Annotated in this window: 26 protein-coding genes and 1 tRNA gene; 15 read left to right on the top strand and 12 right to left on the bottom strand. The window is 71.1% G+C overall.

Translation table 11 applies throughout. From position 1 onward, the window contains the following. Positions 1-171: 171 nt before the first annotated feature. The gene (locus G472_RS0128225; protein WP_029011072.1) at positions 172-624 is read right to left on the bottom strand and encodes a PaaI family thioesterase; all 453 of its coding nucleotides are present in this window, start codon (positions 622-624) and stop codon (positions 172-174) included. 28 nt (positions 625-652) lie between these two features. Next, positions 653-2,107 carry a magnesium transporter gene (gene mgtE / locus G472_RS36150; RefSeq protein ID WP_051341479.1) on the bottom strand — a complete coding sequence of 485 codons (1,455 nt, stop codon included), beginning with the start codon at positions 2,105-2,107 and terminating at the stop codon, positions 653-655. Between the two features lie 181 nt (positions 2,108-2,288). On the opposite strand from mgtE, the gene G472_RS0128215 reads away from it, so the two are divergent. Next, the gene (locus G472_RS0128215) at positions 2,289-2,591 is read left to right on the top strand and encodes an STAS domain-containing protein (RefSeq protein WP_029011071.1); all 303 of its coding nucleotides are present in this window, start codon (positions 2,289-2,291) and stop codon (positions 2,589-2,591) included. A gap of 79 nt (positions 2,592-2,670) precedes the next feature. On the opposite strand, the gene G472_RS0128210 is transcribed toward G472_RS0128215, so the two are convergent. Beyond that, a tRNA-Leu gene (locus G472_RS0128210) sits at positions 2,671-2,757 on the bottom strand. A gap of 112 nt (positions 2,758-2,869) precedes the next feature. Between G472_RS0128210 and lipB the strand changes: the two genes are divergently transcribed. Next, positions 2,870-3,559 (top strand): lipoyl(octanoyl) transferase LipB, encoded by a 690-nt coding sequence (lipB, locus tag G472_RS0128205; protein ID WP_051341477.1) that lies wholly within the window; start codon positions 2,870-2,872, stop codon positions 3,557-3,559. Between the two features lie 121 nt (positions 3,560-3,680). Here the strand turns inward: lipB and G472_RS40725 are convergent, their stop codons facing one another. Together G472_RS40725 and lpxD are read right to left on the bottom strand one after the other, a co-directional pair. Beyond that, the gene (locus G472_RS40725; protein ID WP_084536957.1) at positions 3,681-3,923 is read right to left on the bottom strand and encodes a helix-turn-helix domain-containing protein; all 243 of its coding nucleotides are present in this window, start codon (positions 3,921-3,923) and stop codon (positions 3,681-3,683) included. A 117-nt stretch (positions 3,924-4,040) separates the two neighbouring features. Then, complete coding sequence (gene lpxD, locus G472_RS0128195) at positions 4,041-5,117, bottom strand: UDP-3-O-(3-hydroxymyristoyl)glucosamine N-acyltransferase (protein ID WP_035694008.1); 1,077 nt, start codon at positions 5,115-5,117, stop codon at positions 4,041-4,043. 127 nt (positions 5,118-5,244) lie between these two features. Here lpxD and G472_RS37695 point away from each other — a divergent pair, with 127 nt between their 5' ends. From G472_RS37695 to G472_RS0128180, 3 genes are all read left to right on the top strand, one after another. Then, positions 5,245-5,766 (top strand): BLUF domain-containing protein, encoded by a 522-nt coding sequence (locus G472_RS37695; RefSeq protein ID WP_051341475.1) that lies wholly within the window; start codon positions 5,245-5,247, stop codon positions 5,764-5,766. A gap of 141 nt (positions 5,767-5,907) precedes the next feature. Beyond that, positions 5,908-7,248 (top strand): ActS/PrrB/RegB family redox-sensitive histidine kinase, encoded by a 1,341-nt coding sequence (locus G472_RS0128185; RefSeq protein ID WP_029011068.1) that lies wholly within the window; start codon positions 5,908-5,910, stop codon positions 7,246-7,248. 2 nt (positions 7,249-7,250) lie between these two features. Next, positions 7,251-7,847, top strand: a complete 597-nt coding sequence (locus G472_RS0128180; protein WP_245593612.1) for an ActR/PrrA/RegA family redox response regulator transcription factor — start codon at positions 7,251-7,253, stop codon at positions 7,845-7,847. An 84-nt stretch (positions 7,848-7,931) separates the two neighbouring features. Here G472_RS0128180 and G472_RS0128175 read toward each other — a convergent pair whose 3' ends face one another. The 3 genes from G472_RS0128175 to G472_RS36140 form a co-directional block, all read right to left on the bottom strand. Next, complete coding sequence (locus tag G472_RS0128175) at positions 7,932-8,135, bottom strand: YgaP family membrane protein (protein WP_029011066.1); 204 nt, start codon at positions 8,133-8,135, stop codon at positions 7,932-7,934. A 115-nt stretch (positions 8,136-8,250) separates the two neighbouring features. Beyond that, complete coding sequence (locus G472_RS0128170) at positions 8,251-8,919, bottom strand: Crp/Fnr family transcriptional regulator (protein WP_029011065.1); 669 nt, start codon at positions 8,917-8,919, stop codon at positions 8,251-8,253. 52 nt (positions 8,920-8,971) lie between these two features. Further along, entirely contained in the window at positions 8,972-10,951 is a 1,980-nt protein-coding gene (locus G472_RS36140; protein WP_084536956.1) for a right-handed parallel beta-helix repeat-containing protein, read from the bottom strand. 161 nt (positions 10,952-11,112) lie between these two features. Here G472_RS36140 and rpmH point away from each other — a divergent pair, with 161 nt between their 5' ends. The 6 genes from rpmH to G472_RS0128135 all read left to right on the top strand — a co-directional run bounded on the left by rpmH (position 11,113) and on the right by G472_RS0128135 (position 15,748). Then, a complete protein-coding gene (gene rpmH / locus G472_RS0128160; RefSeq protein WP_029011064.1) occupies positions 11,113-11,247 on the top strand; it encodes a 50S ribosomal protein L34 in 135 nt (44 codons plus the stop codon). 10 nt (positions 11,248-11,257) lie between these two features. Then, positions 11,258-11,674: a ribonuclease P protein component gene (gene rnpA / locus G472_RS0128155; protein ID WP_342667968.1), complete on the top strand. Its 417-nt coding sequence runs from the start codon at positions 11,258-11,260 to the stop codon at positions 11,672-11,674. Then, a complete protein-coding gene (gene yidD, locus G472_RS0128150; RefSeq protein ID WP_029011062.1) occupies positions 11,671-11,994 on the top strand; it encodes a membrane protein insertion efficiency factor YidD in 324 nt (107 codons plus the stop codon). The genes rnpA and yidD overlap by 4 nt, the downstream gene beginning before the upstream one ends. 69 nt (positions 11,995-12,063) lie before the next feature. Then, positions 12,064-13,776: a membrane protein insertase YidC gene (gene yidC, locus G472_RS0128145; RefSeq protein ID WP_029011061.1), complete on the top strand. Its 1,713-nt coding sequence runs from the start codon at positions 12,064-12,066 to the stop codon at positions 13,774-13,776. Positions 13,777-13,844: 68 nt separating this feature from the next. Further along, the gene (gene yihA, locus G472_RS0128140) at positions 13,845-14,501 is read left to right on the top strand and encodes a ribosome biogenesis GTP-binding protein YihA/YsxC (RefSeq protein ID WP_029011060.1); all 657 of its coding nucleotides are present in this window, start codon (positions 13,845-13,847) and stop codon (positions 14,499-14,501) included. Further along, positions 14,498-15,748, top strand: a complete 1,251-nt coding sequence (locus tag G472_RS0128135) for a cation:proton antiporter domain-containing protein (protein ID WP_029011059.1) — start codon at positions 14,498-14,500, stop codon at positions 15,746-15,748. Before yihA ends, G472_RS0128135 begins: the two co-directional genes overlap by 4 nt. Positions 15,749-15,751: 3 nt before the next feature. On the opposite strand, the gene G472_RS39220 is transcribed toward G472_RS0128135, so the two are convergent. Further along, positions 15,752-15,913, bottom strand: a complete 162-nt coding sequence (locus G472_RS39220) for a hypothetical protein (protein WP_156927286.1) — start codon at positions 15,911-15,913, stop codon at positions 15,752-15,754. Positions 15,914-16,084: 171 nt separating this feature from the next. Between G472_RS39220 and argB the strand changes: the two genes are divergently transcribed. Genes argB through G472_RS0128115 form a run of 3 tightly spaced genes read left to right on the top strand, consistent with a single transcriptional unit; the run spans position 16,085 to position 18,302 of the window. Then, positions 16,085-16,978, top strand: coding sequence for an acetylglutamate kinase (gene argB / locus G472_RS0128125; protein WP_029011058.1), 894 nt, complete (start codon positions 16,085-16,087; stop codon positions 16,976-16,978). A 27-nt stretch (positions 16,979-17,005) separates the two neighbouring features. Then, positions 17,006-17,326 carry a hypothetical protein gene (locus tag G472_RS0128120; RefSeq protein WP_029011057.1) on the top strand — a complete coding sequence of 107 codons (321 nt, stop codon included), beginning with the start codon at positions 17,006-17,008 and terminating at the stop codon, positions 17,324-17,326. A 10-nt stretch (positions 17,327-17,336) separates the two neighbouring features. After that, on the top strand, positions 17,337-18,302 hold the full coding sequence (locus G472_RS0128115) for a CorA family divalent cation transporter (RefSeq protein WP_029011056.1): 966 nt from the start codon (positions 17,337-17,339) through the stop codon (positions 18,300-18,302). Positions 18,303-18,309: 7 nt separating this feature from the next. Here the strand turns inward: G472_RS0128115 and G472_RS0128110 are convergent, their stop codons facing one another. The 3 genes from G472_RS0128110 to G472_RS0128100 all read right to left on the bottom strand — a co-directional run bounded on the left by G472_RS0128110 (position 18,310) and on the right by G472_RS0128100 (position 20,326). Further along, a complete protein-coding gene (locus tag G472_RS0128110) occupies positions 18,310-18,825 on the bottom strand; it encodes an MAPEG family protein (RefSeq protein WP_029011055.1) in 516 nt (171 codons plus the stop codon). A gap of 3 nt (positions 18,826-18,828) precedes the next feature. Continuing rightward, positions 18,829-19,785 (bottom strand): acetyl-CoA carboxylase carboxyltransferase subunit alpha, encoded by a 957-nt coding sequence (locus G472_RS0128105; RefSeq protein WP_029011054.1) that lies wholly within the window; start codon positions 19,783-19,785, stop codon positions 18,829-18,831. A gap of 142 nt (positions 19,786-19,927) precedes the next feature. After that, on the bottom strand, positions 19,928-20,326 hold the full coding sequence (locus tag G472_RS0128100; RefSeq protein WP_029011053.1) for a globin family protein: 399 nt from the start codon (positions 20,324-20,326) through the stop codon (positions 19,928-19,930). 208 nt (positions 20,327-20,534) lie between these two features. Here G472_RS0128100 and G472_RS36135 point away from each other — a divergent pair, with 208 nt between their 5' ends. Next, a complete protein-coding gene (locus tag G472_RS36135; protein ID WP_084536955.1) occupies positions 20,535-22,226 on the top strand; it encodes an ABC transporter permease in 1,692 nt (563 codons plus the stop codon). Positions 22,227-22,285 lie beyond the last annotated feature (59 nt).

Here is a 22,285-nt window from a genome sequence, read left to right as displayed (position 1 = left end):
ATGCATTGCATTAAAATTTCAGCTTCGACACCGTGTTTCAATCAAACCAGAGCCTTAGCGAAGCCGTACGGGTGTATGCCGGGCGCGTCCGACGGCCGGTGCGGAGCGGAAACCAGTCTACTCCCCTCCTGCCCGTTCGGGTACCATCTTTCGTAGCAGAGTTCGCGGCGATCACCGATCGCCGGCACCGCCGGACAGGGCCATGCAGGTCTGCTGCATGATCGCCACGTCCTTCTCCGCTCCGCCGTCCAGCATCGCCACCTCCACCGTCGTGATGGTCAGGGTGCGGCCGGGCTTCAGCACGCGGCCGCGGGCGATCATGACCTCCCCCCTGGCCGGCGCCATCAGGTTGATCTTGAACTCCACGGCCAGCACCTCGCTGCCCGCCGGCATCAGGGAATAGGCGGCGAAGCCCCCGGCGTTGTCGGCCAGCGTGCTGACCATGCCGGCATGGAAGAAGCCGTGCTGCTGGGTGAAATCCGGGTTGAAGGGCAGGCGCATCTCGCACAGACCCGGCTCCAGCCGCACCATCACGATGCCGAGGGTGCGGACGATGGGCTGGGCATCGAAGGCGGCGCGGCAGCGCGCCTCCCAGGCGGGATCGCGCGGTTCGAAGCGGGTCACGGGCGGTGTCTCCGAAGGGGATGGACGATCACAGCAGGAAAATGGTCGCAAGGCCGAGGAAGGCGAAGAAGCCGACGATGTCGGTCAGGGTGGTGAGGAACACGCTGCTCGCCACCGCGGGATCGACGCCCAGCCGGTTCAGCCCCAGCGGGATCAGCACCCCGCTCAGGCCGGCGACGAACAGGTTGATGACCATGGCGGCGGCGATGACGGCGCCGATTTCCGGCGCGAACCACAGGCCGGCGACCGTACCGACCAGGACGGCGAAGACCACGCCGTTCAGGATGGCCACCAGCATCTCCTTGCCGACCACCCGCATGGCGTTGGATTCGGATAGCTCGCGGGTGGCCAGGGCGCGCACCGCCACCGTCAGCGCCTGGGTGCCGGCGTTGCCGCCCATGGAGGCGACGATGGGCATCAGCACGGCCAGCGCCACGATCTGTGCGATGGTCGCCTCGAACAGGCCGATCACCGCCGCCGCAACGAATGCGGTCACCACGTTCAGCCCCAGCCAGGAGATGCGGGTGCGCGCGGTGTCGAGGGCCGTGCGGTAGATGCCGGCCTCGCCGACGCCGCCCAGCTTGAGGAAGTCGTCCTCCGCCTCCTCGTCGATGATGTGCACCACGTCGTCGACGGTGATGACGCCGAGCAGCCGGCCGCGGGCGTCGACCACGGGGGCGGAGACCAGGGCGTACTGGCGGAACAGGTTCGCCACCTCCTCCTGGTCCATGGTGGCGGGAATCGCGTGGAGATCGTCCGTGGTCAGATCGGAGATGGGCACCGCGCGCTTATGGCGCAGGACCCGCGACAGGGGCACCGCCCCGATCACCCGGTGCAGGGGGTCGACGACGAAGATGGAATAGAAGTCCTCCGGCAGGTCGTCGCCCGAGGCGCGCAGATGGTCGATGGTGCGCCCCACCGTCCAGAACTGCGGCACCGCCACCAGGTCGCGCTGCATCAGGCGCCCGGCGGTGTATTCCTCATAGGTGAGGTTCTCTTCCACCAGCGCGCGAGTATCGGCCGGCAGGTTTTCGAGGATCTCGCGCTGCTGGTCCTCGTCCAGGTCCTCGATCAGGTCGACGGCGTCGTCGGTGTCCAGCTCGGCGACGGCGGCGGCCAGTTCCCCCGGCTCGAAAAGGTCGACCACCTCCTCGCGCAGGTCCGTGTTGAGGTGCGACAGCACCTCCGCGTCGAAGCCCGGCCGCAGGATACCGACAAGCTGTTCGCGCTCCTCCGCACCGGTCTGCTCCAGCAGGTCGGCGATGTCGGCGGCGTGCAGGTCGTCCAGCAGCGCGCGCACCGCGTCGCGCTTGCCGGCGCGCAGCAGTTCGCAGATCTCCTCCACGAACTCGGGATCGACGCCGTAGGGACGCTCGTCCTCCTCCTCCGCCCGCACCGGCTGCCCGCGGGCGGGAGGCGCCTCCCCGTTGCCGGGAGGCGGCGCGGAGGGGACCCGCGGCTCGGTCGGATCGGGCGTATGCATCGTCCGTTCCTCCTGCGGCTGTGCGTGGGGTGAGGCTGCATGCCTCCGAAACCGGGGACGAGGGCCGGGGCGCCCACGGAATATAGGCGTGCCCCGGCTTTGTCCAGCCTCCGCGGAGCCGGCTTGCCACGCCGACGCTTTCATGGTCCGATGATCCGCCGATGCCCGCGGAGCGGAGACGATGGAGTACGCCTTCACCGAGGTGGACGGAGCCGACGGCATCCTGCTGTCCGGCCGCTTCACCTATGACGACAGCGCCAAGTTCCATGAGTTGCTGGCCGCCTGGGATTTCGCGGCGCACCCCGACGTCCGGCTGGACTGCCGCTATCTGACCTTTCTGGATTCCACCGCCATCGGCATGCTGTTCGTGCTGGCCAACCGCTGCCGCGATGCCAAAGGCAGCGTCACCGTGGTCAACGCCCCGCCCGGCCTGGTCCAGACCATGCGGCGCGTGTCCCTGGACCAGTACGTCTTCGTGCGCTGACGGGACCCCGAAACGCCACCGGCCCCCGAAGGGGCCGGCATCGGGCGCTTTGCTTACCAGGGAGATCTCCCGAAGGAGATGGTGCGGTCGAGAAGACTCGAACTTCCACGGCCTTTCGGCCACAGCGACCTCAACGCTGCGCGTCTACCAATTCCGCCACGACCGCAGGGCTGGTAGTCCATCCGGAGCCCGTTTGGGCTTGCGTCCGGCGTGGAGCGGGGGAATACCAGAGTCCGCGCACCGGATCAAGCCGTGCAATCGCATCCTCAGGAAAAAAAGTGACGCATTCCCAACCCTCCCCCGCCGCGGCCGGCAGCGCCGTCGAATGGCGCATCAGCGACGAACCGGTCCCCTACCCCGAGGCCATCGCCGTCATGGAGGAGCGGGTCGCCGCCATCCGCGCCGGCACCGCACCGGAGCTGGTCTGGCTGCTGGAGCACCCGCCCCTCTACACCGCCGGCACCAGCGCCGACGACGCCGACCTGCTCGACCCCGGCCGCTTCCCGGTCTACCGCACCGGCCGCGGCGGCCAGTTCACCTACCACGGACCGGGCCAGCGGGTGGCCTACGTCATGCTGGACCTGAAGGCGCGGGGCGGTGACGTGCGCGCCTTCGTCTGCGCCCTGGAGGAATGGCTGATCCGCACGCTGGCCGCCTTCAACATCAAGGGAGAGCGGCGCGAAGGCCGCGTCGGCATCTGGGTCGACAAGGGCCCCTACGGCGGCCTGAAGGGTCAGGAGGACAAGATCGCCGCCATCGGCGTGCGCGTGCGCCGCTGGGTCACCTACCACGGCGTGGCGCTGAACGTGGAGCCGGACCTGTCCCACTTCTCCGGCATCGTGCCGTGCGGCATCAGCCGGCACGGCGTGACGTCGATGGTGGCGCTGGGCCACCTCGTCACCATGCCCGATGTCGACTCCGCCCTGATGGCCGCGTGGGACGAGGTGTTCGGCGCCGGTGCCGAATGAGGGCGGCGGTCTACGGCGTCCCCCGCGTCTCCGGAACCGACGGCGCGTCGAACCCCGGGGCGGTGCGCACACCGTCGGCCCACGCCGCCCGTCCCGGTCGGGAACGCCGGCCGCCGGCCCGTCACTCCGGACGCCGATCACCGAGCCGGTCCTCGTTCCGCAGTTCCTCGAACGTGGGGCGCCCGCGGTTCGCCGTGGCGATGCGCAGGTCGAGATCAAGGGCGGCCAGGATCATCGCCACCTTGTTGAAGCCGAGTTCGCGCGCCGCTCCGGTTTCCAGCGCCGCGATGGTCGCGCGGCTGACGCCGGCCCGTTGCGCCAGCGCCGGCTGCGTCAGCCCCTTCTCGCGCCGCCGCTCGGCGATGCGCTACCCCACCGTCAGCAGGTCCAGCATGGACGTCTCACATATCAGTCGAAACCCGTCATCCGGGCCAATACGTCTTACATACGAGACGATGCCCGTGCCGCCAGCCCGGCGCGCTCAGGCGCCGGTGCCGGGCGTGAGCCGCGCCTTCAGGTCGGCCACGTCGGCGAACAGGCGCTTCAGCCGGGCCAGGCTCTTGTACTGGGAGAAGGCCTGAGAGCGCGGCATGGCAGGGATGCCCATGTAGACCGATTTGGCGGGGATGTCCGTGCCGACCCCGGAATAGGCGGCGATGACCACGTCGCTGCCGATGGTGACGTGGTCGGCGATGCCGACTTTGCCGGCCATCACCACCCGGTCGCCCACCACCACCGAACCGGCGATGCCCACCTGGCCGCACAGCATGCAGTTGGTGCCCACCTGCACGTTGTGGCCGATCTGCACGAGGTTGTCGATCTTGGTGCCGCTGCCGATGCGGGTCGCCGTGACGGTGCCGCGGTCGATGCAGGCGCCGGCACCGATCTCCACGTCGTCGCCGACGATCACCGTGCCGATGGAGTTGACGCGGCGGATCAGCACGTTGGTCGCCCCCACCTTGCCGGTGGCCTTGGCGGTCTCGACGCTGCCCGGCTCCGGCGTCACGAAGCTGAAGCCGTCGTTGCCCACGGCGGCGTTGGGCTGGATGATGCAGCGCTCGCCCAGTTCCACCCGTTCGCCGATGCGCACGCCGGGGTGCAGAAGCCCGTCGCGCCCGATGCGCGCCCCGGCGCCCACGGTAACGTGGGGCATCAGGATGGTGCCCGCGCCCACCGCGGCCCGCGGCCCGACGTAGACGAAGGCGCCCACCGACACGCCCTCCCCCAGCTCGGCGTCGGGGGCGACGAAGGCGGACGGGTGGATGCCCGCCTCGGCGTGCACCGGCCGCTCGAACACGTCGAGCAGACCGGCCATGGCGTAGCGCGGCCGCTTGACCCGGATCACCCCGGCCAGCCCTTCCGGCACCTCCGCGCCCTCGGCCACCACGGCGGCGCGCGCCCGGGTGCCGGCAAGCAGGCCGACCAGATCCTTGTCCATGGCAAGGGCCAGGTCGCCGTCCCCTTCCGCTTCGGCGGGGTGGACGGCGCGGTGAATCTCGATGGTGCCGTCACCCTCACAGCGGGCGTCGAGGGCGGCGGCGATCTCGGACAGCTTCATGGCAACCGGGGCTCGAAAAGGGATCGGACCAGGACGCTATCATTTCAGGCGCGTGCAATCCAGCCGGGGAGGATGTACGAATCCGGCGGTCCGATGGCAACCGGCGACGGAGAGGGACGGGGGACGGATGGTCGCGACTGCGGAACCGGCAGCCGGCCCGGCATTCACCGGCGGAATCGCCGCCGAGGATGAACCGTGCCGCCTGATCTACTACAGCACCATCAGCGAGCGCCTGACGCGCGCCGGCCTGAAGGCGATCCTGATGCGATCGCGCGACAACAACCGCCGCATCGGCGTCACGGGCGCGCTGTGCCTTACCGACCGCCACTTTCTGCAGATTCTGGAAGGCCGGCGAGCGGCGCTCAACCGTCTGTTCACCCGCATCGCCGCCGACCCCCGCCACCGTGATGTCACCATCATCGCCTTCATCCCCGATGCGGAGCGCGTGTTCCCGGACTGGTCGATGCTGTTCATGGGCGCCGATCCGGCCACCCGCGCCGCCTGCCAGCGCTTCTGCGCAAGCCCGGTGCTGCGCCCGGAACGCCTGACCGCGGACATGGCCGTCGCGTTGCTGGGTCATCTCGCCGCCCTCACGCGCAACGGCCCGACGGCGGCCGGCGGCAGCGGCGGGACGGACGGACAGCCCTGACGCATCCGGCGCCATCCGCGCCGAATCGCTTGGTCATACCGAGACCCTTGATGGCATAGTCGTCCATATCCCCACTGAATGCAGGGCCGCGCGCCGCCCTGCGCCCCGGTCCATGTCCAGCGCCCCAGGATTGCCGCCCCGATGAGCCTTGCCGACGCGTCCGCCGATCCCTCCGCCCCGTCCGCGGATTCCGCGCCGCTGCCCCTGTCACCCGCCATGTGGTCGGCGCGCGACGGGCGGATCACCCTGCGCACGCTGATCCTGATCCGCTGGATCGCCGTGCTGGGCCAGCTCACCACCGTCGTCGTGGTGCAGTTCGGGCTGGGCTTCGACCTGCCGCTGGGGCCGGTGCTGGCGGCCATCGGCGCCTCGGTGCTGCTCAACCTCGTGGCCATGGCCCAGCGGGGCGGGCGGCTGCGTCTGGCCGACCGCGACGCCGCTCTCTACCTCGCCTACGACATGCTGCAGCTTTCGCTGCTGCTCTACCTCACGGGCGGGCTGTCCAACCCCTTCGCCATCCTGATCCTGGCGCCCATGACGGTGGCGGCGGCCATCCTGTCCCGCTACTCGGTGGTGCTGCTGACCGGCCTCAGCCTGGTGTGCCTGACGGTGCTGGCCCTGTGGCAGTTCCCCCTGCCCTGGCCGGAAACCCTGCCGGCGCTGGCCCCCCTGTACGCCTTCGGCATCTGGCTGTCGCTGTCGGTCTCCTCGGTGTTCATCGCCGCCTACGTGTTCCGCGTCGCCGACGAGGCGCGCCGCTACGCCGACGCCCTGGCGGCCACCCAGGTGGCGCTGTCGCGCGAACAGCGGCTGGGCGCGCTGGGGGCCCTGGCGGCGGCGGCGGCGCACGAGCTGGGATCGCCGCTCGGCACCATCGCCGTGGTCGCCAAGGAGCTGTCGCGCGAGCTGCCGCCCGACAGCCCCTTCGTCGAGGACGTCGCCCTGTTGCAGAGCCAGGTCATGCGCTGCCGCGAGATCCTGGCCGACCTCGCCCGCAAGCCGGAAGCCGACGGCGGCGACCCGTTCGAGCGCATGCCCCTGACCGCGGTCATCGAGGAGGCGGCCGCCCCCCACCACGTGGGCGGAATCGATCTGGTGATCGAGCGCCCCGACCCGCCCGCCGGCGACGAGCCGGTGGTGCGGCGCAGCCCTGAGGTTCTCCACGGGCTCGGCAACTTCATCCAGAACGCCTATCAGTTCGCCGAACGGCGGGTGACCGTGACGGTTGAGTGGGATTCCGGCTCCGCCATGATCTCGATCATGGACGACGGCCCCGGTTTCCCGCCGACTGTGCTCAGCCGCATCGGCGAACCGTACATTTCGACGCGGGGCGATCGGGGCGGCCACATGGGGTTGGGCATCTTCATTGCACAGACCCTGCTGGAGAAGGCCGGCGCGACGGTTGGCTATAGCAATAATCGTGGCGGCGGTGCACGAGTTGTCGTACGCTGGAAGCGTACGATCCTAGAACCGAAGGACTAGGGATGGATAGTGCGATGGTCACGGACGAGAGTCCCGCGGGTGAAACCCCGAACCTGACGTTCAACGGGGACGTGACCCGCAGCCTGCTCATTGTCGACGACGACGCCCCGTTTCGCATTCGCCTGGCCCGGGCGATGGAAAAGCGCGGTTTCAACGTTGTGGCGGTGGACAGTGTCGCGCTCGGCGTCGAGGTGGCGCAGGAATCGGCACCGGCCTTCGCGGTCGTCGACCTGCGGCTGGCCGACGGCAGCGGCCTGGATGTGGTGAAGTGCCTGCGCGACGCGCGCCCCGACGCGCGGATCGTCATGCTGACCGGATATGGCAACATCGCCACGGCGGTCGCCGCGGTGAAGGCGGGGGCGGTCGATTACCTGCCCAAGCCCGCGGACGCCGATGCCGTGGAATCCGCGCTGCTGGCCGACGGCCGGCCGCTGCCGGAGCCGCCGGACAACCCCATGTCGGCCGACCGCGTGCGCTGGGAACACATCCAGCGCGTGTTCGAGCAGTGCGACCGCAACGTGTCGGAAACGGCGCGCCGCCTGAAGATGCACCGCCGCACCCTGCAGCGCATCCTCAACAAGCACGCCCCGCGCGGCTGACGCGCCGGAAGATCCTGCACCGCGCCGATACAAAGAAAGCCCTTTCCCCGGCGGGGAAAGGGCTTTTCGGTGTTCGGTCCGCGATCACGCCTCCTTGTCGCGCGACACCGGGCAGGTCCTGAGGCCGATCAGGGTGTAGGCGGGGCAGAAGCCGATCACCGCCGTCAGCAGCGGCACCAGGCCGACCCAGCCCCAGGCGGTCTGCGGGCCGACGAAGACCAGCGCGATCAGGATGAGGCCGACGATGGCGCGCAGGGCGCGGTCGACGGCGCCGAGGTTCGTGGGCATGGGGACGCTCCTTTGCGGAATGGACGTGCGCCGGTTGTAGGCCCGCCCGCCCCCGTGGTCTGTGACCAAGTCACACTGCTTCACCGGCAAAAGAACACTGCGGCATCGTGCCGCATCAGCCGATCGGCGCCGCCAGCCGCTCCAGCGCCGCCGCGTCGTGCACCGCAATGCGGCCTCGGGTCAGGCCGACCAGGCCGCGGCGCTCGAACTCCTTGAGCTGGCGGCTCACCACCTCGCGCACGGTGCCCAGTTCCACCGCCACCGCCTGGTGGGTGGTGTCGAGCCCGCCGGCGGCGTCCCGGCGGTCCAGCAGGAAGCGGGCCAGGCGCAGGTCGACGCGGCCGAACGCCACCTCCTCCACCAGCATCATCAGCCCGGTCAGGCGCGCCCCGAACGAGGCGAAGACGAAGTCCCGGAACGCCGCCGACCGCGCCAGCAGGTCATGGAACGGCTGGGCATCGAGCGCCATGGCCGTGACCTCCGTCTCCACCACGCCTTCGGCGTTGTAGCCGGCCCTTGTCATCAGGCAGGCGGTGGTGAGGATGCAGGTCTCGCCGCGCTGGACGCGGTAGAGGACGATCTCGCGCCCGGATTCGCCGATCATCTGCACCCGCACGGCGCCGTCCACCACCATGAGGTAGCTGCTGCACGGATGGCCCGGCCGGAACACCACGGTGCCGCGCGGCAGCCGCACCGGCCGCGCCTCCCGGCGCAGGCGTTCCAGGCACTCCGGCTCCGTCAGCGCCGGAAACGCCGCCGGCCAGTCCGCGTCGTCCGTCGTCATGCCACCGCCCCCCTGCTGCATGCGTCATTATCGGCGGGGGAGCGGACCCGGTTCAAGGGCGCCGCGGCGCGCCCTCCGGGCCCATCAGGGCCAGGGGCAGATCGTCGATGCCCAGGGCACGCGCCGGCGAATCGGGGCGCAGCCGGAAGTCTCCGGCGTCGGGATCGACGAAGTGGGGATTGGCCAACGCCGGCCCGGTGCGGGTGCGCGCCGCTGCGGCGGAGGGGGCCGGCGGACCGCCGCGGCCGGCGCGGTCCAGCACGTTGTCCTCCATCACCGGGACGCCGCCGGTGATGTTGTCCCAGTACCGCTCCACCGGCACGCGGGCGTGCACGATGTTGCGCACGATGGTGTTGTCGCGCAGGAACCCGGCCACCCCGGCCGACGGCAGCCACTCCAGGCGCACGAAGCGGTCGCCCGGCCGGGTCAGGACGCTGACGTTGTTCTCCACCCGATTGCGGTCGCCGCCGTGGATGAACACCGCGGCCGGGCCGGTGTCGACAAACAGGTTGCGCTCCACCAGCACCCCGTCGGCGGGGCCGGCCAGCAGCACGCCGAAGCCGCGGTGACGGTCCAGCCAGCGGCCGGCCGCGTCGGTCGCCAGGCCGCCGGTGTGGCGGATGTCGTTGCCGCGGATGATGGTGCCGGCCTCGGCCCCGACGCCGTCGGTCACCGCCACCGCGCCCGCTTCGGCCGTCTGCCGGCCGGTGTCGCGGATGCGGTTGTAGGCGATGACCGTGCCGAGGTTGGGCGGAGCGTCCGGCCGCTCCACCAGGGCGATGCCGTGGCGGGCGGTGCCGACGATCTCGTTGTGGGCAACCACGGTGCCGCCGGCCCCCTCGACCGCCACCGCGGCACCGGACAGCGACACCACCCCCACATCGCGCAGGCGGTTGGCGGTGATGCGGTTGCCCTGCGCGCTGCCCGACACGATCATGCCGGACCGGCCGGCCCGCTCCACGCGGTTGCCCGCCACCAGGTTGCCGTCGGACGCGGAGACGGACACCGCGGTGCCGACGCCGACGAAGCGGTTGGCGAGCACGCGGTGGCCGCCGCCGCCGGCCAGCACCAGGGCCGTGCCGTCGTACGGCACGTCGGCGAACTCCAGCCCTTCCAGCGTCACCCCCGTGGCCCCGTTCAGGCGGACCAGCGGCGCCACCCGCGCCACCCGGACGCGGCCGGCGCGGGCGAAGGCGGCGGGCTCCGCCGGGCGGACCAGCAGCCGGCCGGTGTGCCCGTCCCAGGCGAATTCGCCGGGCGCCCGCAGGAAGTCGGGATGGCCGAGCAGCCGGAAGGTGGAGCCGTCGGCCAACGGGAACGGCGCCGCACGGTCCAGGGTCAGGCGGTGGGCGTCGGGCTCCACCCGGGCGATGCCGGCGATCACGTCGCCGCGCCGGTCGCGGTCCAGCGCCTGGATGCGCACGCCGGCCACCGCGCGGCGCGGGTCCACGGCGCCCGGCGTGTAGCGCAGCCGTTGCGGGTCGGCGCCGCCGCGCACGGCGCGGGCGACCGACCAGCCGCTGCGCAGCGGGTCGTCGGGATCGACGGTGCCGCTCTGCGCCGGCCGCAGGCGCCGGCCGTCCAGCGCCACGTCCAGGCCGGGGTCCGCGGCCAGGGGGGCGGCGAACACCCCGTCCCCCGCCGGTCCCCCGTCCACCGGCACGAAGCCACCCACCACCGCCCCGCCGGACAGGACCGGGGTTTCGCCGGGGAAGGCGGCGATGCGCAGGCCCGACGAGTCGGGCCCCAACTCGACCGGCCGGTCCAGCGGGTAGAGGCCGCCGCGCACCAGGATGGTCCGCCCGCCCGCCGCCGCCGCCGCGGCAACGGCGCGGGCGAGCGTCGCGAAGGGGCCGTCGCGGGCGTCGCCGCTCAGCTCGGGCGCCAGGCCGGACCAGGAGTCGTTGCCGGTGGTGGACACATAGAAGGGCTGGCGCGCCGCCGCCGGCGCAAGCGCCCCCGCCGCCATCAGAAATGCCGTCGCCACCGCGAGCGCCACCGCACGCCCGACCATCATCACCCCGCCTGCCATCCCGGTCGCCTCAAGCGAAACCGGACTGCGCTCCCGGTGTTCCGGGTGCAAGGGTGCAAAAGGGGGTGGCCGGTCGCCGGTTGGCGTTGACTCGGCCCCCCCGTGTCTCTATACAGCGGGGCTCATTTTGTCCCGCGATCTGTCTGACGGAGTAAAGTGTCGTGAAACGCACGTACCAGCCCAGCAAAATCGTGCGCAAGCGCCGGCATGGTTTCCGCGCCCGCATGGCCACGGTGGGTGGCCGCAAGGTCCTGTCCCGCCGCCGCGCCAAGGGCCGGAAGGTCCTGAGCGCCTGAGGAGGCGATGATGGCGCCGGACCGTGCGGTCGGGCGCCTGAAGCGGCGGCCGGAGTTCCTGGCCGTGGCCGGGACGCGCCGCAAGCACGTCGCCCCCGGCCTGATCCTGCAGGTGCGCCGACATGATGACCGGCAGCGGCCCGCCCCCGGCGAGCCGCCGCTTCGTATTGGGCTGACGGCAAGCCGCAAGGTCGGCAACGCCGTCGTCCGCAACCGCGCCCGCCGCCGCCTGCGCGAGGCGGCGAGGCAGGTTCTGGCCGCCCACGCGGCGCCCGGCCACGACTTCGTCCTGGTCGCGCGGCGGGAAACCGCCACCCGGCCCTGGCCGGAGCTGCTGGGCGACCTGCGGACCGGCCTCAAACGCCTTGGCCTGTGGCGCGACCCCGCGCCCGGCCCGGAGACGGTCCCGGAGGAACCCCGGCCATGAGCACACCGCGCCTCAGCCCGATGACGCACATCCTGCGCGCCCTGGTCATCCTGTACCAGTGGACGCTCTCGCCGTTCATCGGGCAGACCTGCCGGTATCTTCCCACCTGTTCCAACTACGCGCTGGACGCGCTATCTAAGCACGGCGCGATCCGGGGAAGCTGGCTGACCATCCGGCGCCTGTCGCGCTGCCATCCCTGGGGCGGGTCGGGCTATGACCCGGTGCCCGAACCGGGGCAGCCCGCCGCCCGCGACGGCCGCGCATCCCACGATCACGGGACGTGCGGCGGCTCGCATGGGCCGGCGCACCATCACCACTAGGCCGGCCCCGCCGCCGCCGGCCCGGTACGGCCCATTGACGCAAGGCCCGACGGACACACTCGGGGAGCCATGACCGACCAACGCAACCTTCTTCTCGCGATCGTGCTGTCGATCGCCATCCTGCTCGGCTTCCAGCTCCTCTACGAGGCGCCCCGGATGGAGCAGCGGCAGGCGCAGCTGGCGCAGCAGCAGGCGCAGACCGAGCAGACGGTCACCGTTCCGCCCGGTGCCACGGCGCCGGAGGGCACGCGCGACCGCGCCCGTCTCATCGCCGAGCAGCACGCCGCCGGCCAGCGCGTGCGAATCGACACGCCGTCGCTGCACGGCTCGGTCAACCTGGTGGGCGGGCGCATCGACGACCTGACGCTGGCCAGCTACCACGAGACTCCGGACCCGACGAGCCCGGAGATCGTGCTGCTGGCACCGCAGGGCTCGCCCAACGCCTATTTCGCCGAGTTCGGCTGGGTGCCGGAAGACCGCGCCGTCGCCGCCCCCGGGCCGACCACGGAATGGACGGTGCGGGGTGAGGCCACCCTCACTCCGGACCGGCCGCTGACCATGACGTGGGACAACGGCGCGGGTCTGGAGTTCGAGCGCACCATCTCCGTCGACCGCGACTTCATGTTCACGGTGGTGCAGCGGGTGCGCAACACCGGCGATACGGCGGTGCGCCTGCTGCCCTACGGGCTGGCGTCGCGCCACGGCACGCCGCGCACCGAAGGCTTCTACATCCTCCACGAAGGTCCGCTCGGCGTCTTCGACGGCAAGCTTCTGGAGCTGGACTACTCCGACCTGCGCGACGACCGCACCATCACCCGCCACACCACGGGCGGCTGGATCGGCATCACCGACAAGTATTGGCTGGTGTCGCTGGTGCCGGACCAGTCAGAGTCCGCCACGGCCCGCTTCCTCTACAACCGCCGCGGCACCGAGGACCGCTACCAGGTCGACATGATGGGTGAGGCGGTCGAGGTCGCCCCCGGCGCCACCGCCGAGGACACCACCCGCCTGTTCGCCGGGGCCAAGCAGGTGCGCCTGCTGGACGCCTACGCCGAGCAGTACGGCATCACCAACTTCGACCTGGCCATCGACTTCGGCTGGTTCTACTTCCTGACCAAGCCGTTCTTCTACGCGCTGGACGTCCTGGCCGGGCTGCTGGGCAACTTCGGACTGGCGATCCTGGCCTTCACCGTCATCATCAAGCTGATCTTCTTCCCGCTGGCCAACAAGTCCTATCACGCCATGGCCCGCATGAAGAAGCTGCAGCCCAAGATGCAGGAACTGCGGGAGAAGTTCGAAAACGACAAGCCCCGCATGAACCAGGAACTGATGGCGCTCTACAAGCGCGAGAAGGTCAACCCGATGGCGGGCTGCCTGCCGATCCTGGTGCAGATCCCGGTGTTCTTCGCGCTGTACAAGGTGCTGTTCGTGTCCATTGAGATGCGGCACGCTCCGTTCTACGGCTGGATCCACGATCTTGCGGCGCCCGACCCGACGTCCATCTTCAACCTGTTCGGCCTGATCCCCTGGGACCCGCCGGCGCTGCTGATGCTGGGCGCCTGGCCGATCATCATGGGCATCACCATGTGGCTGCAGCAGAAGATGAACCCGGCACCGCCCGACCCGGTGCAGCAGAAGATCTTCGCCTTCCTGCCCATCGTCTTCACCTTCATGCTGGCCAGCTTCCCGGCCGGTCTGGTGATCTACTGGGCATGGAACAACCTGCTGTCGGTGGCGCAGCAGTGGGTGATCATGCGCCAGGACGGCGTGAAGTTCACCTGACCGACCGGACGGAGGGCCGCAGCGGCCCCCCGCCCTTCCCCGGAACCCGTCCCCGACCGGAATCGTCCATGACCAAACCGCCCACCCTGACCGGGGGCCTCGGCGAGGCCGAGATCGAAGCGGGGCGGCTGCTGTTCGCCCGGCCCTGCGACTTCGTGTGGGGCGCGGCGACCCTCGACCAGATTCCCGACGCCTCCCTGCCCGAGGTCGCCTTCGCCGGCCGGTCCAACGTCGGCAAGTCCAGCCTGATCAACGCCCTGACCGGCCGCAAGACGCTGGCGCGCACCTCCAACACGCCGGGGCGCACGCAGCAGCTCAATTTCTTCGATCTGGGCGGCCGGCTGCGGCTGGTGGACATGCCCGGCTACGGCTACGCCAAGGAATCGAAGGAGAAGGTGGAGGCGTGGACCGACATGGTCCGCCGCTTCCTCAAGGGGCGGGTAACGCTGCGCCGGGCCTGTGTTCTGATCGACAGCCGCCACGGGCTGAAGCCCAACGACCACGAGATCATGACCATGCTCGACCAGGCGGCGGTGCCGTACCAGGTCGTTCTGACCAAGGCCGACAAGGTGAAGCCGGCGGAGCTGGACGCCGTGCGCGCCCGCACCGCCGCAGACCTGAAGAAGCACCCCGCCGCCTTCCCGGAGGTGCACGTCACCAGTTCGGAGAAGGGCGAGGGCATTCCCGAATTGCGCGCCGCCCTGGCGACGCTCGCCGACGCGTGACGCCGGCCCTCCTGTTCCTCGCGCAGGCGACGCTGCTGATCGTCGCCCCCTTCCTGCTGTGGCGGCTGGCCGGCCTGCGGCGGATCGTTCCCATGGTGGTGGTGCAGATCCTGTTCGGGATCGCGCTGGGTCCCTCGATCCTCGGTGCCGTGGCGCCGCAGGCGTGGGCGGTGCTGTTCGCCCCCGACGCGCTGGCGCCCCTGTCGGGCCTGGCCTGGCTGGCCGTCATCTTCTTCGCTTTCCTCACCGGCCTGCACGTGGACACCACCGAGTTCCGCGAGCGGCCGGGCGCCCTGGTGGCCGTGGGCCTCAGCAGCCTGGCGGTGCCCACACTGCTGGGCGCCGTCGTCGGGCTGGCGGTGGTGGACCGGATCCCCGCCATGGCCGGACCGGCCGCCACGCCGCTGCTGTTCGCCGCCGGCTTCGGCGTGGCCATCGGCGTCACCGCCCTGCCCGTGCTGGGCGCCATCCTGCGCGAGATGGGGCTGCTGGAGCAGCGGGTGGGCCGGCTCGCCCTCAGCTACGCCGCGGTGAACGACGCGGCGCTGTGGCTGCTGGTGACGGCGGTGCTGGCCTGGGCGTCGGGGCGCGGGGCCGGGTTCGGCGGCGTGGCGGTGGTGGCCGTCCTCGGCGTCGCCTACGGCGCGGCGATGGTGTTCGTGGTGCGGCCGCTCCTGGAGTGGCTGATGGCCCGGCTGGCCCCCGGCGGCCACCCGGGGGAGGAGGCGGTGATGACCGCCTGCGCCGTTCTGCTGGTGTCGGCGGCGGTGACCGAGGCGATCGGCCTGCACTACGTGCTGGGCGCCTTCGTCGCCGGCACGATCATGCCCAAGGCCCCCGCGGCGGCCCTGCGCCAGCGGCTGGACACGGTGGCGACGCTGGTGTTGCTGCCGTTCTTCTTCACCCTCACCGGGCTGCGGGTGACGCTCGATCTCGGTGCCGGCGGTCCGTGGGTGGTGTTCGCCCTGGCCACGGCGACCGCGCTGGCCGGCAAGATCGCCGGCACCGCCCTGCCCGCCCTGCTGGCGGGCGAGAGCCGCGCCGACGCCTGGCGCCTGGGCGCGCTGATGTCGTGCAAGGGGCTGATGGAGGTGGTCGTCCTGACCATCCTGCTGGACGCCGGCGTGCTGGCGCCCGCCGGCTTCTCGGCCCTGGTGCTGATGGCGCTGGCCACCACCGCGCTCACCCGGCCGCTGACGCTGCTGGCCGGGCGGCCGGCGGGGCGGCCGGCGGGGCGCGACGGCTGAGGATCAGTCCGGCGGGTTGTTCTTCTCGCCGGGCAGCAGGGGGGTGCGCGGCTTGCCGCTCTCCTCCTTGATCTTCTTGTTGGCCTCCTCGACCTCGCGGCGGTCGGGCGAATCGTAAAGCTCCTTCGCCCGGTCCAGGTTGGAAGGGGACTCGCGGTCGTCCATGGCTCGGCTCCCGGTTGGTGAACGCGCGGTGTGCGGGATGGGAACCGCCGGCGGGCATCCGGGTTCCCCGCCGGCGGTGCGCGCGTGCCGAAAAAGCCCCCTAGGCAGGGGGGCCGGGTTCCGATAAGAGTCCGACGACATGTCCACCCCGACGATTGGCCGCCCGCACCGATGACCGACCGTGAAGAGTGGCTGGCGAAAGCCCGCACCCTGTCCGAAGCGCTCCCCTACATGCGCCGCTACGCCGGCCGCACCTTCGTCATCAAGTACGGCGGCCACGCCATGGGTGACGATTCCCTGGCGGAGCTGTTCGCGCGCGACATCGTGCTGCTGAAGCAGGTGGGCATCAACCCGGTGGTGGTGCACGGCGGCGGCCCGCAGATCGGCCAGATGCTGGAACGCCTGAAGATCAAGAGTTCGTTCATCGACGGCCTGCGCGTCACCGACAAGGAGACGGTGGAGGTGGTCGAGATGGTGCTGGCCGGCTCCATCAACAAGCAGATCGTCTCCGCCATCAACCAGGCGGGCGGCCGCGCCGTCGGCCTGTCGGGCAAGGACGGCCAGCTCCTGATCGCCCGCAAGGTGCGCCGCACCCAGCGCGACCCCGACAGCAACATCGAGAAGGTGCTGGATCTGGGCTTCGTCGGCGAGCCCCACCAGGTGAACCCGTCGATCCTGGAAAGCCTGGCCGAGGCGGACATCATCCCCGTCATCGCCCCGGTCGGCGTCGACCGCCAGGGCGAGACCTACAACATCAACGCCGACACCGCCGCCGGCGCCATCGCTTCGGCCCTGGGGGCGACGCGCTTCTTCCTGCTGACCGACGTGGCCGGCGTGCTGGACAAGGACAAGACCCTGATCCCCCGCCTGACCCTGGACGAGGCGCGGCGCCGCATCGCCGACGGCACCGCGTCGGGCGGCATGATCCCCAAGATCGAGACCTGCATCGATGCGGTCGAGCAGGGGGTGGACGCCGCCGTCATCCTCGACGGCCGGGTGCCGCACGCGCTGCTGCTGGAGATCTTCACCGAAGGCGGCGCCGGCACCCTGATCGGGCGCGAGTAGACCGCACACGGGCGGGGAGACGGGCCCATGACCGACCTGCGCAAGGATCTGCTGCGCAAGATGGCCGAGATCCGCAGCAGCCTGGACCCCAAGCTGCTGAACCGGGCGCGGCTGGCCGCCTTCGGCAAGGTGCCCTTCGACCGCGACACCGCGCGCGAGGCGGTGGCCCGCTTCCTCGACACCCGCGACGACGACGGCGCCTTCCGCCGCAAGCTGGAGACGGCGCTGCGCGCGGAGGGCGCCTCCCCCGCCCTGGTGCCGGAGGAGGGCAGCGGCACGCCGCCGGCGCCCGCGCCGACCGACACGACGCACCCCCTGAAGCCGCGCCGCATCGGCCGGATCACCTGAGCCCGGCGCGATGCTGCACGTCTTCGTCAGCGACGGCGGCACCGTGCGCTGGGCCCGCGGTGCCGACACCGGACCGGAGCCGCTGCCCGACGGCGCGGTCTGGCTGGACCTGCTGAACCCCACCCCCGATGAGGTCGCCCGCACCGAGGCCCTGCTTGGCCTGCGCCTGCCCACCCGCGAGCAGTTGGCGGAAATCGAGGAATCGAGTCGCCTGCGCCAGGTGTCGGGCGCTCTGCACGCCACCGTGCCGGCCCTGGTGTGGACCGACACCGACACCCCGCGCCTGGCCCCGGTCGCCTTCGTCCTGGCCGGGCGTCGGTTGGTCACGCTGCACCACATCGACCCGCAGGCCTTCCTCACCCTGCGCCGCCGCGCTTCCCGCAGCGGCCTGCCCGACGCCGACGCCGCGTCGGTGCTGGGGCTGCTGATCGACGGCATCCTGGAGCGCACCGCCACCGTCCTGCGCCGCACCGCCGCCGATCTCGATTTGCTGGGCCGCGACGCCTTCCGCCGCACCGGCCCGGCCGCCGACGCCGGCGCCATGCTGAAGCGCCTGGGCCAGGCGGGCCACCTCTTCGCCAAGGCCCATGAGAGCCTGTCGGCCCTGGAACGGCTGCTGGACCTGCTGGCCCGCGGCGAGGCGCCGGTCGGCAAGAAGACGCGCCGCTGGGCGCGCGGCGCGCGGATGGACGCCTTCGGCCTGGACGAGTACGCGCATTTCCTGTCGGGCAAGGTGAAGCTGCTGCTGGACACCTCGCTCGGCCAGATCGGCGCCCAGCAGACGGAGATCATCAAGATCGTCAGCGTCCTGTCGGTGGCGCTGTTCCCGCCGACCCTGGTCGCCAGCATCTACGGCATGAACTTCCCCGACTTCCCCGGAGAGCACGAGGTCTGGGGCTATCCGCTGGCCCTGCTCACCATGGTGCTGTCCGCCGTGGTGCCGCTGACCGTGTTCCGCTGGCGCGGCTGGCTTTAGGGCCGCGTCATCCCACGGCCAGCCACGCCGCCCGGGCGACCGTCACCAGGTTGACGGTCATGGTCATCGCCATGCCGGGAGCACGGGCGAAGGGATGGATGTGGTAGCCAACCCAGAACAGCAGGCGCCCGGCCACGAACAGGCCGGTGAACACGCCGGCCATGCCCAGCCGGTCGGGCGGCAGCAACACCACCAGCGCCCACAGGGCCGGCAGGAAGACCAGCGTCTGTTCGACCGTGTTGGACAGCACCCGCTGGGCCACACGCTGAAGCCGGCTTTCCGGATCGTCCAGGGGGTTGAGCGCGCGGGCGAGGGCGCGGGCGACGATGACGCCGCCGATCATGGCGAACAGCACCGCCGCCGGCCAGAGGGACAGGCGCGCCGCCAGCGCAAGGGGATCGGCCGGTGCCGCGCCGCCGGGCGGCGGCGTCAGCAGCACCATGAGAGCGACGGTGACCGCCACGGCCGTCAGGTTGACGGCGGCGGCCAGGGGCAGCAGACGGCGGCGATCGGGCGCCGCCATGGCTCAGCCCAGCCCCTTCTGGCCCATCTCCAGGAACTTCGCCCGGCGCGCCGCGCGCAGGGCCGCACCGTCGAGTCCGTCCAGTTCGCGCAGCGACTCCTCGATGGCATCGCCCAGCGCCGTGAACGTCTCCGCCGGGGCGCGGTGGGCGCCGCCGATGGGTTCGCTCACCACGCCGTCGATGACGCCCAGCTCCTTCAGGTCCTGGCTGGTGAGGCGCAGCGCGATGGCCGCCTCCCCCGCCATGTCGGAGCTGCGCCACAGGATCGACGCGCAGCCTTCGGGCGAGATCACCGAATAGATGGCGTGCTCCAGCATCAGCACCCGGTCGGCGGCGGCGATGGCGATGGCACCGCCCGACCCGCCCTCGCCGATCACCGTGGCCACCATGGGCACCGACAGGCGCAGGCAGCACTCGATGCTCTTGGCGATGGCCTCGGCCTGGCCGCGCTCCTCGGCGCCGACACCGGGATAGGCGCCGGCGGTGTCCACCAGCGTCAGCACCGGCAGGCCGAATCGGTCGGCGAGCTGCATCAGGCGCTGCGCCTTGCGGTAGCCCTCGGGCTTGGCCATGCCGAAGTTGTGGCGCACGCGCGACTCGGTGTCGTTGCCCTTCTCCTGGCCGATCACCACCACGGAGCGGCCGCGGAAGCGGCCCAGCCCGCCGACGACCGCCTGATCCTCGGCAAAGTGGCGGTCGCCCGCCAGCGGCGTGAAGTCGGTGATGAGGGCGCCGACATAGTCCAGGCAGTGCGGCCGGTTGGGGTGGCGGGCCACCTGCACCTTCTGCGCCGGCGTCAGCTTGGCGTAAGTCTGCCGCAGCAGCTTGTCGACCTTGGCCTCGAGCTTGCCCACCTCGTCGGCGATGTTGATGTCGCCGGCGTCGGTCAGGTGACGCAGCTCCTCGATCTTGCCTTCCAGTTCGGCAATCGGCTTTTCGAATTCCAGGAACGTCTGCATGGCCTAGGAAGCGGAAACGGATGGGGCGGGCTACGGCAGGGATCGGGCTTGGTAGCACGCTCCATCCGCCTGCGCCATAGGGAAGGACACCGCAGGCGGCGCCATTCCGCCGGCCGGAACCGGCGGAATGGACCTGCGCCGGTCAGGTCCGGCGCATTCCCTCGGCCACCATGCCGTACAGGGCGACCCAGGCGCCCCGCACGTCGTCGGTGAACGCCGGACCCAGGTTGCGCTCCAGCGTCCACAGAAGCGCCTCGGCGACGGTGGCGTAATGCTCGTCCTGCACGCCATAGTCACGGTGGCGCGCCCCCAGCTCCCGCAGGGGCCCGGCCAGCGCCTCGGGCGCCTTCAGGGATCCCACCGCCAGACCGAGGGTGGCCATCAGCTTGCGCTGCTGTTCGGCCATGTCGCCCTTGAACAGCGGGCGCAGGCCGGGGTCCAGGGTAAACAGCCGGTCATAGAATTGTGCCGCCGCATCCTCCCGCACCGCCGCCACCTGCCGGAAACTGGCCTGCACGGCATCGATCTGCTCCGGAGTCATTGCTCTCTCTCCCTGTCGGTTCATCCATGGTTCAAGACACCCCGCATGTCCGGGGTCACGGACGGTGGAGATGACGAAGCAACCCGGGCGATGCAACACGGCACGACTCGGTGCATCCACCGCACCGCGCATCCTCGTCATTGCGACTTATTTGCAGACTGTGCCACAATGCCATGGCACCATTGGGGCTATTCCCGGGAACACCGCGTTGACCACCGACACCCTGAACCCGTCCCGCCCGTCCGCCGGCGGCTCCGTGCGCCGCCTGCTGCCCAGCGCCTGGACGGCGGTCACCCTGATCATCGCCATCCTGGTGGCCCTGCCCGTCCTGGTGGTGACCAGCCGCGTCTTCGTGCCCAGCGACGGCGTGTGGGGCCATCTGGCCGAGACCGTGCTGTGGGAGTATGTGGCCAACACCCTGCGCCTGGTGACCGGAGTCGGGCTGGGCACGCTGGTCATCGGGGTCGGCACGGCGTGGTTGGTCACCATGTGCCGCTTCCCCGGCAGCCGCACGCTGGAATGGGCGCTGCTGCTGCCCATGGCGGTGCCGGCGTACGTGATGGCGTACACCTACACCGACCTGCTGCAGTTCGTCGGCCCGGTGCAGACGGCCCTGCGCGACACCTTCGGCTGGACCCGCCGCGACTACTGGTTTCCCGACATCCGCACGGTGGAAGGGGCGGCGGTACTGATGACGCTGGTGCTGTACCCGTACGTGTACCTGCTGTCCCGAGCCGCGTTCCTGGAGCAGTCGGTGTGCGTGCTGGAGGTCAGCCGCACCCTGGGCCGCGGCCCCTGGCGCAGCTTCTTCACCGTCGCCCTGCCGCTGGCCCGTCCGGCCATCGTCGCCGGCCTGGCCCTGGCGCTGATGGAGGTGCTGGCCGACTTCGGGACGGTGCAGTACTTCGCCGTGAACACCTTCACCACCGGCATCTACCGCACCTGGTTCGCCATGGGCAACCCGGTGGCGGCTGCCCAGCTCGCGGCGACGCTGATGCTGTTCGTGCTGGTGCTGATCGTGCTGGAGCGCTGGTCGCGCCGGCAGGCCCGCTATCACCATACCACCACGCGCTACCGCACCCTGCCGACCCATCGGCTGACCGGCTGGCGGGCCGGGGCGGCGCTGGCCGCCTGCGCGACGCCGCTGCTGCTGGGCTTCGCGGTGCCGGCCGCCATCCTGCTGGACATGGCGGTCCGCGTCGGCGACGCCCGGCTGCGCGACACCTTCCTGGACCTGGCGGTCAACAGCTTCACTCTGGCGGCCCTGGCGGCCCTTCTGGCGGTGATGCTCGCCCTGGTGCTGGCCTATGGGCAGCGGCTGCACCCGTCGCCGCTGCTGAAGGGGGCGGTGCGCGTCGCCGCCATGGGGTACGCCGTGCCGGGGTCCGTGATCGCGGTCGGTGTCCTCATCCCCTTCGCCCGATTGGACAATGCGGTGGACGCGTTCATGCGCGCCAACTTCGGGGTGTCCACCGGCCTGGTGCTGAGCGGCACCATCGCGGCGGTGCTGTTCGCCTACCTCGTCCGTTTCCTGGCGGTGTCCCTCAACACCGTGGAGGCGAGCCTGGGCAAGATCCGCCCCACCATGGACCACGCGTCGCGGGTGCTGGGCCAGTCCGCCGGGCGCACGCTGGTGCGGGTGCACGCACCGATCATGACCGGCAGCCTGCTGACCGCGGCGCTGCTGGTGTTCGTGGACGTCATGAAGGAACTGCCGGCCACCATGATCGTGCGGCCCTTCAACTTCGACACGCTGGCCGTGCGCGCTTACACGCTGGCCTCCGACGAACGGCTGGCGGAGGCGGCGATGCCGGCCCTGGCCATTGTGGCGGTGGGCATCGTACCGGTGATGCTGCTCAGCCGCTCCATCCGCCGCACCCGGCCGGGGCAGGCGGGCTGACGGGGGACGAGGAGGACGCGGCGGGGATTGTTGCGGGACGGGCAACGCATTGGCGCGGC

Source organism: Azospirillum halopraeferens DSM 3675, from assembly GCF_000429625.1.
Taxonomy (GTDB): domain Bacteria; phylum Pseudomonadota; class Alphaproteobacteria; order Azospirillales; family Azospirillaceae; genus Azospirillum; species Azospirillum halopraeferens.
The sequence above is the reverse complement of the archived record's forward strand: the minus strand, read 5'-3'. Positions and strand labels throughout refer to the sequence as shown.

Bases quoted from the DNA above. Each gene is read 5' to 3' on its own strand.
- G472_RS0128175 (WP_029011066.1), bottom strand. From the start codon at position 8,135: ATGCCCACGAACCTCGGCGCCGTCGACCGCGCCCTGCGCGCCATCGTC.
- lpxD (WP_035694008.1), bottom strand. From the start codon at position 5,117: ATGAAGCTGTCCGAGATCGCCGCCGCCCTCGACGCCCGCTGTGAGGGT.
- G472_RS0128215 (WP_029011071.1), top strand. From the start codon at position 2,289: ATGGAGTACGCCTTCACCGAGGTGGACGGAGCCGACGGCATCCTGCTG.
- G472_RS0128115 (WP_029011056.1), top strand. From the start codon at position 17,337: ATGCTGCACGTCTTCGTCAGCGACGGCGGCACCGTGCGCTGGGCCCGC.
- yidC (WP_029011061.1), top strand. From the start codon at position 12,064: ATGACCGACCAACGCAACCTTCTTCTCGCGATCGTGCTGTCGATCGCC.
- G472_RS0128180 (WP_245593612.1), top strand. From the start codon at position 7,251: ATGGATAGTGCGATGGTCACGGACGAGAGTCCCGCGGGTGAAACCCCG.
- G472_RS37695 (WP_051341475.1), top strand. From the start codon at position 5,245: ATGGTCGCGACTGCGGAACCGGCAGCCGGCCCGGCATTCACCGGCGGA.
- rnpA (WP_342667968.1), top strand. From the start codon at position 11,258: ATGGCGCCGGACCGTGCGGTCGGGCGCCTGAAGCGGCGGCCGGAGTTC.
- yihA (WP_029011060.1), top strand. From the start codon at position 13,845: ATGACCAAACCGCCCACCCTGACCGGGGGCCTCGGCGAGGCCGAGATC.
- G472_RS0128120 (WP_029011057.1), top strand. From the start codon at position 17,006: ATGACCGACCTGCGCAAGGATCTGCTGCGCAAGATGGCCGAGATCCGC.
- mgtE (WP_051341479.1), bottom strand. From the start codon at position 2,107: ATGCATACGCCCGATCCGACCGAGCCGCGGGTCCCCTCCGCGCCGCCT.
- G472_RS0128170 (WP_029011065.1), bottom strand. From the start codon at position 8,919: ATGACGACGGACGACGCGGACTGGCCGGCGGCGTTTCCGGCGCTGACG.
- G472_RS39220 (WP_156927286.1), bottom strand. From the start codon at position 15,913: ATGGACGACCGCGAGTCCCCTTCCAACCTGGACCGGGCGAAGGAGCTT.
- G472_RS0128185 (WP_029011068.1), top strand. From the start codon at position 5,908: ATGAGCCTTGCCGACGCGTCCGCCGATCCCTCCGCCCCGTCCGCGGAT.
- G472_RS0128110 (WP_029011055.1), bottom strand. From the start codon at position 18,825: ATGGCGGCGCCCGATCGCCGCCGTCTGCTGCCCCTGGCCGCCGCCGTC.
- argB (WP_029011058.1), top strand. From the start codon at position 16,085: ATGACCGACCGTGAAGAGTGGCTGGCGAAAGCCCGCACCCTGTCCGAA.
- G472_RS0128100 (WP_029011053.1), bottom strand. From the start codon at position 20,326: ATGACTCCGGAGCAGATCGATGCCGTGCAGGCCAGTTTCCGGCAGGTG.
- G472_RS0128105 (WP_029011054.1), bottom strand. From the start codon at position 19,785: ATGCAGACGTTCCTGGAATTCGAAAAGCCGATTGCCGAACTGGAAGGC.
- G472_RS36140 (WP_084536956.1), bottom strand. From the start codon at position 10,951: ATGGCAGGCGGGGTGATGATGGTCGGGCGTGCGGTGGCGCTCGCGGTG.
- yidD (WP_029011062.1), top strand. From the start codon at position 11,671: ATGAGCACACCGCGCCTCAGCCCGATGACGCACATCCTGCGCGCCCTG.